Origin of the sequence: Roseibium sp. (genome assembly GCF_039982295.1) — a bacterium.
In the GTDB taxonomy this organism is placed as follows: domain Bacteria; phylum Pseudomonadota; class Alphaproteobacteria; order Rhizobiales; family Stappiaceae; genus Roseibium.
In genome coordinates, this window is record NZ_JBDWYP010000058.1 from 76,488 (window position 1) to 89,071 (window position 12,584).

9 protein-coding genes are annotated in these 12,584 nt (G+C 56.8%); 5 read left to right on the forward strand and 4 right to left on the reverse strand.

The window, feature by feature from the left end; genetic code table 11:
- Together hrpB and ABJZ52_RS12465 are read left to right on the forward strand one after the other, a co-directional pair.
- Positions 1–2,490, forward strand: coding sequence for an ATP-dependent helicase HrpB (hrpB, locus tag ABJZ52_RS12460; RefSeq protein ID WP_348192701.1), 2,490 nt, complete (start codon positions 1–3; stop codon positions 2,488–2,490).
- A 52-nt stretch (positions 2,491–2,542) separates the two neighbouring features.
- Positions 2,543–3,397 carry a hypothetical protein gene (locus tag ABJZ52_RS12465; protein ID WP_348192704.1) on the forward strand — a complete coding sequence of 285 codons (855 nt, stop codon included), beginning with the start codon at positions 2,543–2,545 and terminating at the stop codon, positions 3,395–3,397.
- Positions 3,398–3,450: 53 nt separating this feature from the next.
- Here the strand turns inward: ABJZ52_RS12465 and putA are convergent, their stop codons facing one another.
- Positions 3,451–6,591, reverse strand: a complete 3,141-nt coding sequence (gene putA / locus ABJZ52_RS12470) for a bifunctional proline dehydrogenase/L-glutamate gamma-semialdehyde dehydrogenase PutA (protein WP_348192707.1) — start codon at positions 6,589–6,591, stop codon at positions 3,451–3,453.
- A 135-nt stretch (positions 6,592–6,726) separates the two neighbouring features.
- Between putA and ABJZ52_RS12475 the strand changes: the two genes are divergently transcribed.
- Positions 6,727–7,197, forward strand: coding sequence for an Lrp/AsnC ligand binding domain-containing protein (locus tag ABJZ52_RS12475; protein ID WP_192110791.1), 471 nt, complete (start codon positions 6,727–6,729; stop codon positions 7,195–7,197).
- Positions 7,198–7,358: 161 nt separating this feature from the next.
- Here the strand turns inward: ABJZ52_RS12475 and bfr are convergent, their stop codons facing one another.
- Entirely contained in the window at positions 7,359–7,844 is a 486-nt protein-coding gene (bfr, locus tag ABJZ52_RS12480) for a bacterioferritin (RefSeq protein ID WP_348192711.1), read from the reverse strand.
- An 18-nt stretch (positions 7,845–7,862) separates the two neighbouring features.
- Positions 7,863–8,105, reverse strand: a complete 243-nt coding sequence (locus ABJZ52_RS12485; protein ID WP_348192714.1) for a (2Fe-2S)-binding protein — start codon at positions 8,103–8,105, stop codon at positions 7,863–7,865.
- A gap of 130 nt (positions 8,106–8,235) precedes the next feature.
- Here ABJZ52_RS12485 and ABJZ52_RS12490 point away from each other — a divergent pair, with 130 nt between their 5' ends.
- Together ABJZ52_RS12490 and ABJZ52_RS12495 are read left to right on the forward strand one after the other, a co-directional pair.
- Positions 8,236–8,994 carry an SDR family oxidoreductase gene (locus ABJZ52_RS12490; RefSeq protein ID WP_348192717.1) on the forward strand — a complete coding sequence of 253 codons (759 nt, stop codon included), beginning with the start codon at positions 8,236–8,238 and terminating at the stop codon, positions 8,992–8,994.
- Positions 8,995–9,260: 266 nt separating this feature from the next.
- Positions 9,261–11,696 (forward strand): methyl-accepting chemotaxis protein, encoded by a 2,436-nt coding sequence (locus ABJZ52_RS12495; protein WP_348192720.1) that lies wholly within the window; start codon positions 9,261–9,263, stop codon positions 11,694–11,696.
- A gap of 78 nt (positions 11,697–11,774) precedes the next feature.
- On the opposite strand, the gene ABJZ52_RS12500 is transcribed toward ABJZ52_RS12495, so the two are convergent.
- Complete coding sequence (locus ABJZ52_RS12500; protein WP_348192723.1) at positions 11,775–12,575, reverse strand: xanthine dehydrogenase family protein subunit M; 801 nt, start codon at positions 12,573–12,575, stop codon at positions 11,775–11,777.
- Positions 12,576–12,584: the final 9 nt, after the last annotated feature.

Consider the following 12,584-nt stretch of genomic DNA (forward strand, 5'->3'; position numbering starts at 1 on the left):
ATGTCGCCGCGCGCGTTTTCAACGCCACTTCCGATTGATGCGGTTCTTGGCAAACTGACATCTATACTCGAAGAGACCTCGAACGCCGTTCTCGTTGCAGATCCAGGCGCAGGCAAAACCACCCGCGTGCCGCTTGCTCTGCTCGACGCGCCCTGGCGTGCGGACAAGCGCATTCTTGTGCTTGAGCCCAGACGCCTCGCTGCACGCGCCGCCGCCCAACGCATGGCCTCGGAACTCGGGGAAGCCATCGGTGAACGCGTAGGGTATCGGGTCCGCATGGACACAAAGATCGGGCCGAAAACGCGGATCGAGGTCATCACAGAGGGAGTTTTCACCCGCATGATCCTTGATGATCCCGAACTCTCCGGGATCGCCGCGGTCTTGTTCGACGAATTCCATGAAAGATCCCTGGACGGCGACCTTGGGCTTGCGCTGGCTCTGGACGTGCAGGGTGCACTTCGTGAAGACCTCCGGCTCTTGCCAATGTCAGCCACAATTGATGCCGCCTCCGTCTCCCACCTGATGGGCAACTGCGAGGTTATCGAAAGCAAAGGACGGAGCTTCCCCGTCCAGACACACTATCTTGGCCGACGGACACAAGACCGGCTGGAACCTCAAATCGCCCAAGCTGTTCGCAAGGCTCTCGCTGAAGAGAGTGGATCGGTTCTGGTTTTTCTTCCGGGGCAGGCCGAGATCAAAAGAACCGCCGATCTGCTCGCTGGAACACTCCCGCAGAACTGCATGCTTGCTCCGCTCTATGGTGCACTGGACGGCAGAGCCCAGGACCTGGCAATTCACCCCGCCGAACCTGGGACAAGGAAAATCGTCCTCGCGACCGCCATCGCTCAGACTTCGCTGACAATTGAAGGCGTTCGGGTTGTTATCGACAGCGGGCTTTCGAGAGTTTCCAAATACGAACCTCAAACCGGATTGAACCGGCTTGAAACAGTTCGGGTGTCGCTGGCCACAGCAGATCAGCGGCGAGGACGCGCAGGCCGCACGGAGCCTGGTGTTTGCTACCGCCTCTGGGATGAAGCCCAGACATCTGCTCTCGTCGCTCATGAGACGCCTGAAATTCTCGAGACGGACCTCTCCGCTCTGGCGCTTGACCTGGCGTCCTGGGGCACGCTGGATCCAGGTCAACTGGCGTTTCTCGACCCGCCGCCCGCAGGTGCGTGGGCTGAAGCTCTGGCTCTTCTGCGAAGGCTTGGCGCTCTCGACGCAAATCAACAACTGACCTCTCAGGGCAGGGCTCTTGGCAGACTGCCACTCTCCCCTCGCCTTGCCCATATGCTGAATGAGGGACAGCGCGAGGGAGCTGGACGCACTGCGGCTTATCTCGCAGCGCTGCTTTCAGAGCCAGGACTTGGCGGCCGAGATCCGGATCTGCGCGAACAGCTGCGACAGCTGCGAGATGCGAGTTCAAAACGGGCCCAAGCTTCCCGTTCCATGGCAGAACGCTGGCTCGCACTACTCAGCAAAAGCAAAGGCAGAGAAAAGGACAATCGATCCATAGACCTTGAAGACGCTGGCTGGTTGCTTGCCCTTGCGTATCCGGACAGGATAGCTGATGCGCGTGGGCCTCGCGGGCGATTTCGACTTTCAAATGGCCGGGGCGCGGCGTTACCGGAAGAACACGCACTGGCTACAGCGTCTTTCCTTGTTGTCGCAGACATTCAAGGGCGTGCGGCGAACGGCAGAGTCATGACCTGCGCTCCCATCACCAAAGGCGAGATTGAGCAGCACTTCGGACGTGACATCGTGGAAGAAGACAGGGTTCGCCTGGAAAAGGACGGTAGCATCAGCGCGCGACGTATTCGTCGCTTTGGCGCGGTAGAACTGGAAACACGGCAGATCTCTTCACCAGACCCTGCCGCCCTCGAACAGGCAATGGTTGACGAACTCGGAAAACGCGGTTCGGCAAGGCTGCCCTGGAACAAGGATCAACTGCGCCTTCGCGGTCGTATCGACTACCTTCGCCAAAACGGGCAAGACGATCTGCCCGATCTATCTGACGAAAGCCTCACCAAAAGCCTGAAAGACTGGCTTGGCCCCTTCCTCGCGGGGCGGAGATCACTTGATGATATCGACGCTGCGTGTCTGGGGGACGCCCTCAGCTGTCTGCTTCCTCATGATGTACAGGCAAGGTTGGACAGATTGGCTCCAACGCATTTTACAGCGCCTACCGGCACCCGGGCACCCATTGACTATGGCACGGAAAGCGGTCCGGGCATCTCGATCCGTGTCCAGGAGCTCTTTGGACAATCCGTCCATCCGTCCGTGTGCGGCGGCAAAATCCCTTTGACGCTTGAACTGCTTTCCCCGGCGCACCGCCCCATCCAGGTGACACGCGACCTGCCCGGCTTCTGGGCGGGGTCCTGGGCCGACGTCAAGGCAGAGATGAAGGGACGCTATCCGAGGCACCCATGGCCGGATGATCCAATGAACGCAGAGGCAACACGCCGCGTGAAACCGAGGAAAAAAACGTAGGCGATTCTGGTTGAAGGTTGCGTATGCTATACTCTGATGTGAGGATCGTCAGATGAACCGACAGGACATTGTTGCAGCACTGGCAGAACGCGGCGACCTGCCCTGGTCAGTGCTTTCATATTGCCTTGAAACACCTGCGGCTTGCGTCCCGACTTTTCTTTTGTTGCTTGAACGCGAAACCCGGGAGCTACCGGTGAGCACTGAGGAACACGATGCATTGTTCTTCGGTATTCATCTCCTCGCCGCGCTCCGGATTGAAGAAGCATTCAAACCTCTTAGCGCCCTCCTTTGCGGCGACAGTCAAAAAGCAGCGGCACTTGTTCACGACTCAATCGGTGACACCATTCCCCGAACGCTGATGGCACTTGGAGCTGGCCAGGCAGATGCTTGCTGGGACATCGTCGCCTCGCCCAGAACAGACTGGCTGGTTCGCGAAGCCTTTCTGCGTTGCTGGACATTCAACGTCCTTGACGGACACCTGTCGTTCGACGTCGCCGCAGAAAAGCTGAGGCAGTTTCCAACGACGGTCGCTCCGGAGCCGGATAATCTTCTCTGGATTGCGTGGATGACCGCAATCGCAGACCTCGGACTGACGTCGTTGTCCCCTCTTGTGCAACTAACCTTCGAAAGCGGGCAGATCGAGCAGCATGCGCTCGGAGTTCTTCCAAGTGACATGAAGGTTTTCCAGGATGATCTGGAAGATGCCCTCCACGCCCGCGCCGAGAACGACACCGGCACCTATGCACATTGGCTGGAGCACAAGGCATATACGCCCTTTAACGGAACGCTCCAGGACTTCATTCAGGCTGGCAAGCACGTGATCAAGGAGGGCCAACTGCCAACGGACGCAAAGCTCCTCGTTGCCGCAGACACGGCCAACCCTTTTGACGGCCCCTCCCGAGCCTGAGCTACAACAGCCTTGCTAACGCATCTGCTTGCATCAAAAGACGCGTTAGCACCTCAGTCGTCCGAAGCTGCAACAAGGCTGGCGTTTCCGCCGGCCGCAGCTGTATTGATCGAAACAACCTGTTCCAAAGCAAAGCGTTGCAGGTAAGCTGGCCCACCCGCTTTCGGACCCGTCCCAGAAAGACCAGACCCTCCGAAAGGCTGAGTTCCGACAACAGCGCCAATCGTGTTGCGATTGATGTAGACATTGCCCACGGAAAGCCGATCAACAACCTTTTTGACCGTTGCGTCTATTCGACTGTGAACGCCCAAGGTCAGGCCATAGCCACTGGCAGCGATCATCTCCAGTACCTTATCGATATCCTTGGCGTGATAGCGAACCACATGTAGAACCGGGCCGAACACTTCCTTGGTCAATGCTTCGGCATGATCCAACTCGATGATGTGCGGAGCAACCCAGGAGCCGCCCGAAAGAGCACCCTGCGGGATCTTACCCTGGTATCGGAGTGTCTGCGTTTTCCGCATGTCTTCAACATGCGCCAGAATGCCGTCCCGTGCCTCAGCATCAATCACGGGCCCAATGTCTGTGGCGGGAGACGAAGGAACTCCCAGAGCGAGCTCATCAGCAGCACCTTCGAGCATCTGGAGCAGATCATCTGCGACATCAGCCTGTGCAAACAGAAGGCGCAGAGCCGAGCAACGCTGCCCCGCCGACCTGAACGCTGACATCATGACGTCGTCGCAGACCTGCTCGAGCAGAGCGGTCGCGTCGACAAGCATCGCATTGATGCCGCCGGTTTCGGCGATCAGGGGCACAATCGGCCCTCGCTTTTCCGCCAGAGAGCGATTGATGGCCCAAGCCGTTTCGGTGGACCCGGTAAAGGCGACGCCTGCAACCCTCGGATCCGAAGTCAGAGCCGCTCCGACGGCACCATTGCCTGGCAGGAAACACAACACATCAGTCGGAATCCCCGCTTCGTGGAAAAGGCGAACCGCTTCATACGCTATCAGCGGGGTCTGCTCTGCCGCCTTGGCCACGACCGCATTGCCTGCCACGAGTGCGGCGCTTACCTGGCCGAGGAAAATAGCCAGAGGGAAATTCCATGGAGAAATGCAGACGAAAACCCCACGTCCCCGCAATCGATACCTGTTTTCCTCACCCGTTGGTCCCGGCATGAGCATGCCTTCACCGAACAGCGAGTTCGCCTGATCCGCATAGTACCGGCAGAAGTCTACCGCTTCCCGAATCTCGGCGATGCCGTCGGGCAGTGTCTTGCCCGCCTCAAGGCTCAACAAGGCCATCAAACGGTCTCTGTTTTGCTCCAGAAGATCGGCCATTTTCGAAAGCGTTTCAGCCCGCTCGCCGACCGGTCGACGAGACCAAGTTTCGAATCCCTCGCTTGCAACATCCATAGCCGTTTTTGCAAGCTCACTCGTTGCATTGACGACGGTTCCGACAACTGTCTGTCCGTCGGCCGGCGAAAGCACATGTTCCGCTTTTCCTGAAACATCCCGCTCTCCGACAAGCGGCTTTGCATCCGTGGTCGGAGCAACGGTTTTAGCCATACCGTCGACAAGTTCATGACGTTCGGCGGCACATCCGAATTCGACGCCATCCGAGTTCTGACGGCTGGAGCCATAGAGATCTGACGGCAGCGGGATAGATCTGTTGGAAGCATGTTTACCAGCTTCCAAGATCTCTGATGCGGGACGAAGCAGGGCGTCTACGGAAACGGAGCTGTCTCCGACGATCGTTACAAATGAGGAATTGGCACCGTTCTCGAGGAGCCTGCGCACCAGGTAGGCCAGCAGATCCTTGTGGCCGCCGACAGGAGCATAGATCCGGCAAGAATAGCCGTCGCGTTCGCACACAGACTTGTAGAGGCTTTCTCCCATGCCATGAAGGCGTTGGAATTCGTAACCGTCCTTATTGCCTGCGATTTCCGCGATCTGGGCGACGGTCAGTGCGTTGTGTGTGGCGAACTGCGGGTACAGAACATCCCTGGCGGCAAGCATGCGTTTGGCGCAGGCAAGATAGGACAGATCCGTTGCCGCCTTGCGGGTAAAGACCGGATAGCCGACCGCGCCCTGCTCCTGAGCATGCTTGATCTCTGTATCCCAGTACGCGCCCTTCACGAGCCGCACCATCAAACGCCGATTGTGATGACGCGCAGCGGCAATCAGCCAATCAACCACCTCGCAGCCACGCTTTTGATAGGCTTGAACAGCAAGGCCGAAACCATTCCAGCCTTTCGTAACGGGATCCGCCAGTACCGCAGCGATGATGTCCAACGACAGTTCAAGACGATCTGCCTCTTCCGCATCGACGGTGAAATTAAGATCGTATGACCGTGCCATCTCAGCCAACTTGATCAGGCGAGGCACCACTTCGTCTCGAACCCGCTCACCGTTGACCGCTTCATATCTTGGGTGAAGCGCCGAGAGCTTGACCGAGATGCCTGGCCGGTTCGGCAGTTTCTCCGTGCCAGCAGCCTTGCCAATGGCGTCAATCGCATCCGCGTAAGACTTGAAATAGCGCTCCGCGTCCCTTGCCGTCCGGGCTCCTTCGCCAAGCATGTCGTAGGAGTAGCGATAGCCCTTGGCTTCCTGTGTCTTTGCGCGGTCGAGAGCGCGAGCGATGGTTTCGCCAAGCACGAATTGGTGGCCGAGCAATCTCATTGCCTTCTTGGTTGCCGTGCGAACCGCCGGCATGCCCATTCGCTTGACCAGGGAAGCAAGGATGCTCTGCGGCGTATCGCCGGGATGCAGAAGACGAGAGGTTACGCCCAGCGCCCAGGATGACGCAGACACAAGCCAGGTATCCGATTTTGGTCCGCTTGGGTCGTCGAAGCGAGCCGCTGCCAGCTTGTCTTCAATCAAGCGATCCGCGGTCGCCGCGTCAGGTACGCGCAGAAGTGCCTCGGCGAGAACCATCATCGCCAGGCCTTCTCTAGTCGTCAGGCCGAATTCCCGCATGAAGTCCTCGACGCCGCCGAGGCCAACTGCCGTCGACCGCATGTCGTTGATATAGCCCTCGGCGCGCGCATTGATTTTTGCCTCGATCTCCGGAGCCAGCGCTGTCTCTGCGAGAAGGCGGCGCACCAATGGTTGGTCATCGGGCGCGTAGGCAGCGCGAAATGGCTCGACGCCATGTTGCTCCATGCCTTCCTGGAAAACAGCCATATCAGCACTCATGACAAGAACTCCCTAGCGGCGGCAGCCGAACGCCCGCGCGACAACGTTGATTTCTCAGTTTGTGTTATATTTTAAATTTATATCCTCTGATTTTTGCCCTATATTTGGAGAAATTTTTATAGAACTGAGGCTTTGGTGGTGAATTTCACGGATCTTGATCGAACTGACCGGAAAATCCTGTCAGAACTTCAAAAGGACTCCCGGGTCACCAATACGGAGCTGTCCGAGCGGATCAGCATGTCGGCCACCGCCACAGCCGAGCGAACCAAACGTCTGATCCGAGACGGCTTCATCGAAAGCTTTGCGGCCAAGCTGGCTCCGTCGAAGGTCGGGCGCGGGCTTCTCGTCTTTGTCGAAATAAAACTCGACCGCACATCTCCCGAGATCTTCGACGCCTTCAAATACGCTGTGGAACGATCGCCAGACATTCTCGAATGCCACATGGTCGCGGGTGGATTTGATTATCTGGTGAAGAGCAGGGTTCTCGACATGGAGGCCTATCGCCGGTTTCTGTCTGATGTCATCCTGACCCTGCCCGGTGTTCGTGAAACTCACACCTACGCCGTCATGGAGGAAATCAAGGACACGCACGTCCTGCCTGTCTGAGCTTGCGATCACCGAGCTTCACACTCGTCTGGGGAAATTGCTTCCCGCCAACGCCTTCGCCGGCGTCCTGGCTTGCTTGCCCCGCAGCCGCAGATGCAGCTGGCGGTGATCTGGTAGAGATTTGATGAACAGAGCCTGAGCGCTGTTGTGGAGGACCTGCCTTAAAGGGTGACGTCAGCAGACGCGGACTGAAGCAGCCCGTAGCGGTCGATGCCAATGCGCTCGATCAGCTCGAGTTGGGTTTCCAGAAAGTCGATGTGACCCTCTTCATCACCCAACAAAGCTTCGAAGAGATTCATGGACACGTAATCTTCTGCCTCGTGACATACCTTGCGCGCCTCATGATAAAGCGCCCGGGCGGCATATTCGCCCGCAAGATCGCCCTCCAGGCAGTCCTTCAAGGTTGTCCCGATGCGCATGGGGTCGAGTACCTGAAGATTCGGATAACCTTCCAAAAACAGGATGCGATCAATAATCTGGTCGGCGTGTCCGCGCTCTTCCAGAATCTCCTCCGCCTCTTTTTTGGCGAGTTTGGTAAACCCCCAATTCTGCAGAAGACGGGAATGCAGCCAGTACTGGTTGACCGCAGTCAACTCGTGACGCAGAGCCTTGTTGAGATACTCGATGACCTGCGTATTCCCCTTCATCGAGCGTCTTCCTTCAAACTATCTGCCGGATGCCATCTTTAACTGACTGTAGCCATCACTCACGGCTACAGTGTCTTCTGATCCTTTTTCGTGGATCAAGTCAATGACAGAGGGAAAACAGCTGCCACACCTTGGACGACATCCAAGGTGACGAAACACGGCGCCAGGAGTGGGAACTTTTCCGTTAGGATCCGCACGCATTTCTTCCGCCGCCTTGCGGAGCTGCTTATCTGACAACACATTACACGAACAGATGATCATCCTGGGACCCACAACGTTTCGTTTTTTCGATCTATTCTGTCATAGATGGGTTCCTGCGCTTAAACTAAAGTGAACCTAAAAAGTCAACTTTCCCGTAGCAATACGAAAATATGAGATCAAGGCAATCTGGATGACCGACGAGAACACGATTGATGAAAGACGCACGATTGTCCTGACAGGTGCCAGCCGCGGCATCGGCCACGCGACCGTCAAGCGGTTCTCGGCAGCAGGATGGCGGGTGATTACGTGTTCTCGCCAGGCATTTTCCGACAAGTGTCCCTGGCCGATGGGCCCTGAGGATCATATTCAGGTCGATCTTTCCGATCCTGAGAACCTCGGCTATGCGGTTCAGGAAATGCGAAAGCGTCTGGAATCGCACGGATCCAAGTTGCATGCTCTCGTCAACAATGCAGGCATCAGTCCAAAAGGTGAGGAAGGGCAGAGGCTCGACTCGATCACCACTCCGATGCACAGCTGGCGCCACGTCTTCCAGGTCAATTTCTTTGCGCCAATCATGCTCGGCCGCGGCCTCTTCAGCGAACTAAAGAATGCAGGTGGTTCGATTGTGAATGTCACTTCTATCGCTGGCTCACGCGTCCACCCATTTGCCGGCACCGCCTACGCGACCTCCAAAGCGGCCCTGTCTTCCTTGACACGAGAAATGGCGGCGGACTTTGGCCCGCATGGCATCCGCGTCAACGCCATTGCGCCGGGGGAAATCGACACATCCATTCTCTCGCCAGGCACGGAAAAAATGATCGATGATATCCCGCTGCGCCGACTGGGCCGCCCGGATGAGGTAGCAGATACGATTCACTTCCTCTGCACCAATCCGTCATCATATGTCACAGGCTCTGAGATCCATATCAACGGTGGTCAACACGTTTGATACACGTGATAAAGGAAAACAACGCTCGCTCGTTCAATGGGTTGGCCCTCTCGATCGCGATTACATCGCCTTCGGAGCGAAATACTGCCACAAACGATCGACGTTAAGCGCCCTCACTCAAAAAGACTCCCCCCAGAAGTCCAATCCGAGAAAAATCAACCAAAATCTATAGAAATCTCTCATTTACTCGGAATTTATACTTAGAATCTATTTTACCCTAAAAGAAGGAAAATAATTGGCCTTAAAGTGCTGGGTGGGAACTTCCAATGTCAAAATTACTCATTATTTTCAATAACATTCGCTTTGGCGCAAAAGTCGGCGGAGGTTTCGCAGCGGTTCTGATTCTCACAGCAATCGTTGGAGCAATCGGAGCATTTTCAATCAGCGGATTGTCAGAACGCTTCCAAAGCGCCGACAAAGCGATGCAGGTCATGGCTCAGCTGCAAAACGTCTCCGCCACGCGTGGTGCTTATCTGTCCTCACACGATGAGGAAACGGCGGCATCCGCGACGATGGCTATTGATGATTTGAACGGGCGCCTTTCAGAATTGAGCGCCACGCTGTCGATGCACCCGGAGGCCCAGAGCAGCGTCAATGATGCCGTGAGTGCAGTTGACGGCCTCAAGAACACGTTCGTCGAGCTGACATCTTTGCTTTCCAATGAAGACAGCCTCTTGACCGCATTGACCCAGTCAAATGCAGACGTCGGAAATGTCGCTATGGCAGTCGATGCCAAGGCAAATGCAATTCGCGTAAAAGCCGCGGACGTTGCAAAAATCGCAATCGACACCCAAAAGGAAGCGCGTCAACTCGGAACGCTCGCTTCCGAAATCGGCCAAACCACCCTGCAAATCAAAGACCTTTACAATGAAGCCGGCACCTCATTGAACGGTGAGAAGATGCAGCAAGCAATAAAGCTTGCCGAGGAGGTTGCACCGAAGGCTGCGTCAATGGCGGTTGCCCAGATCGACGGCATCACCGGCGCTGAGCTGGGCGGTCTCGTCACCAAGGCCTACAGTTTGCGAGCCCGGCTCGATGAACTGATGATTACGACGAATTTCATGGAAATCTACGAGCTCAAGTTGGAGTTAAAAGAGGCAATTGAAGGCCTTTCCGACGCAGCGATTTCCATAAGAGACAAGACGATCCTGGCGATCGACAAAGTCCAGGAAACAACAGCCGCTGCAAACGCCCAACTCGAGACTGCAGCTAAAATCTCTGCCAATGCGGCCTCTCTGAATAACGGCGCCTTGACGATAAAGGCGACGGCGCTTGAATTTCTTTCCAAAGCCAGCGCCGAGAAGGAAGCCGAAGTTCTTGCCCAACTTGAAGCGGTCAAGGACACTGCTGCCAAGATTGCGGAGAGCACGAAAGGCCTTCCGGAGATGAAGGGCCAGCTCAAAGAGCTTGATTCAGCGATCGCGTCTTTCGGCGAAAATTTCGCCCGCGTGGTCGAGGTCAGCAATTCATCCGGCCGGATGAGTGACATCCTGACGGTCCTCTCCGAGGATGTTCGTGCCATGATCGCAAAGTTGGCGTCGGATTTGTCTCATGATGCCTCTGTGTCCGCGTCCAACGCACTCGGCACAATCGGTTTCTCTCTTGTAGTAGCAATCGCACTCGGAATTTGTCTTGCTATTGTCCTCAGCCTGGCTGTTTCCCGACCAATCCAGCGGACAACGGCCGTCATGTCGGAACTCGCAGATGGCAACACCGATGTCGAGATCCTCGGCGCTGAGCGCGGCGATGAAATTGGCGACATGAGCCGTACGGTTCAGGTTTTCCGCGACAACGCGGTCGAGCGCACGCGTCTGCAGGAAGAAAGTGCCCGAGAGGAAGAAGGACGTCTTGCCCGCCAGCAAAAGATCGAGGAGCTGATCAGCAGTTTCCGCGCTGCCGCATCAGACGTCCTGACTTCGGTTGGGGAAACGGCGGAAGGGCTAGACAGGACAGCTCAGGGTCTAACAGAGATCGCTCGCGAAAGCTCTGACCACGCAACTCAGACACTGGGTGCTGCGGATGACGCTACGCAGAATGTACAGACGGTCGCAAGTGCCGCTGAAGAGCTGGCAGCTTCGATCGGCGAGATCTCGCGTCAGGTTTCCCAGACAACGGAGGTTGTCGGCAAGGCAACAATCGGGACGCGTTCGACCAACGAGAAGGTCGAAGGTCTGGCAGCATCGGCTGCCAAGATCGGCGAAGTCATCACCCTGATCCAGGCAATCGCCGAGCAGACAAACCTTCTTGCCTTGAATGCAACGATCGAAGCGGCCCGTGCCGGAGAGGCCGGCAAGGGATTTGCCGTGGTCGCGTCCGAAGTGAAGGAACTGGCAACACAGACCTCGAAGGCCACCGAGGAAATCTCAAGTCAGATCTCTGCGATCCAAAGCGCCACCCGCGATTCCGCAGAAGCGATTGCCGAAATCACCGAGATCATGGAAGAGGTCGACAGCTATACGTCGACGATCTCCGCTGCGGTCGAGCAGCAGGGATCTGCGACAACGGAGATCTCCCAGAATGTTCAGCGTGCGGCCCAGGGCACCACGCGAGTTTCGTCCAACATGTCGGAACTGTCTCAGGCCGTAGACCAGACAACACAGTCTGCCGATATGGTTCTCACCGCCTCTGGTGAACTGTCCTCCAAGACAGAAACCTTGAAGGCGCAGGTCGAACGGTTCCTCGACGAGGTGGCTGCCGCCTGATCTCGGCAAAATCACAGACAACAAAAAGGGCGGCTCCTGCGAGCCGCCCTTTCTTCATTTTGAGAGCTTGCTCCCAGCTCAACCCGCTGCGGCAACCGCGCGCTTGGCCATCACTGTCACCAGGTTGGCACGATATTCTGCCGAGCCATGAATGTCGGCAAGCAAGGCGCCTGAATCCACCGAGACCCCTGCAACCGCCTCGGCCGACCAATTGCCCGCAAGCGCAGTTTCCATCTCGGCAACCCGGAAGACACCATCCTGGCCAGCACCAGTGACGGCGACCCGGACATCTCCGCCCGCCGTCTTGGCCACAAAGACACCTGCCATGGCGTAGCGAGACGCCGGGTTTGGATACTTGGCATAGGCGCTTTGGGCCGGTTTCGGAAAGCTCACAGACGTGACGATCTCATCTTCTTCGAGCGCTGTTTCGAACATGCCGACAAAGAACTCGTCTGCCGAGAAGCTCCGCTTGCTGGTCGTCACCGTGGCACCAAGAGCGACCAAAGCCGCTGGATAATCAGCCGCAGGGTCATTGTTCGAGATTGACCCGCCAAGTGTCCCCATGTGACGGACGGCCGGATCACCAATACCTGCCGCGAGCGAAGCAAGACCAGGGATCCCTCCACTCACAACAGCTGATGTGGCGACCTCATGGTGCGTGGTTGCAGCACCAATCTTGATGGCGCCTCCCTCGTCCGAAACTCCCGTCATCTCGGCAATGCCGGTGAGATCGACCAGATCGGAAGGAGCTGCCAAACGCTGCTTCATGGTTGGAATCAGCGTCTGGCCACCTGAGAGAAATTTGCCGTCCTCGGCTTTCGCCATGAGTGCCCCGGCATCTGCAACCGACCCGGCGCGATGATAAGATGTTTCATACATATCTCTCGG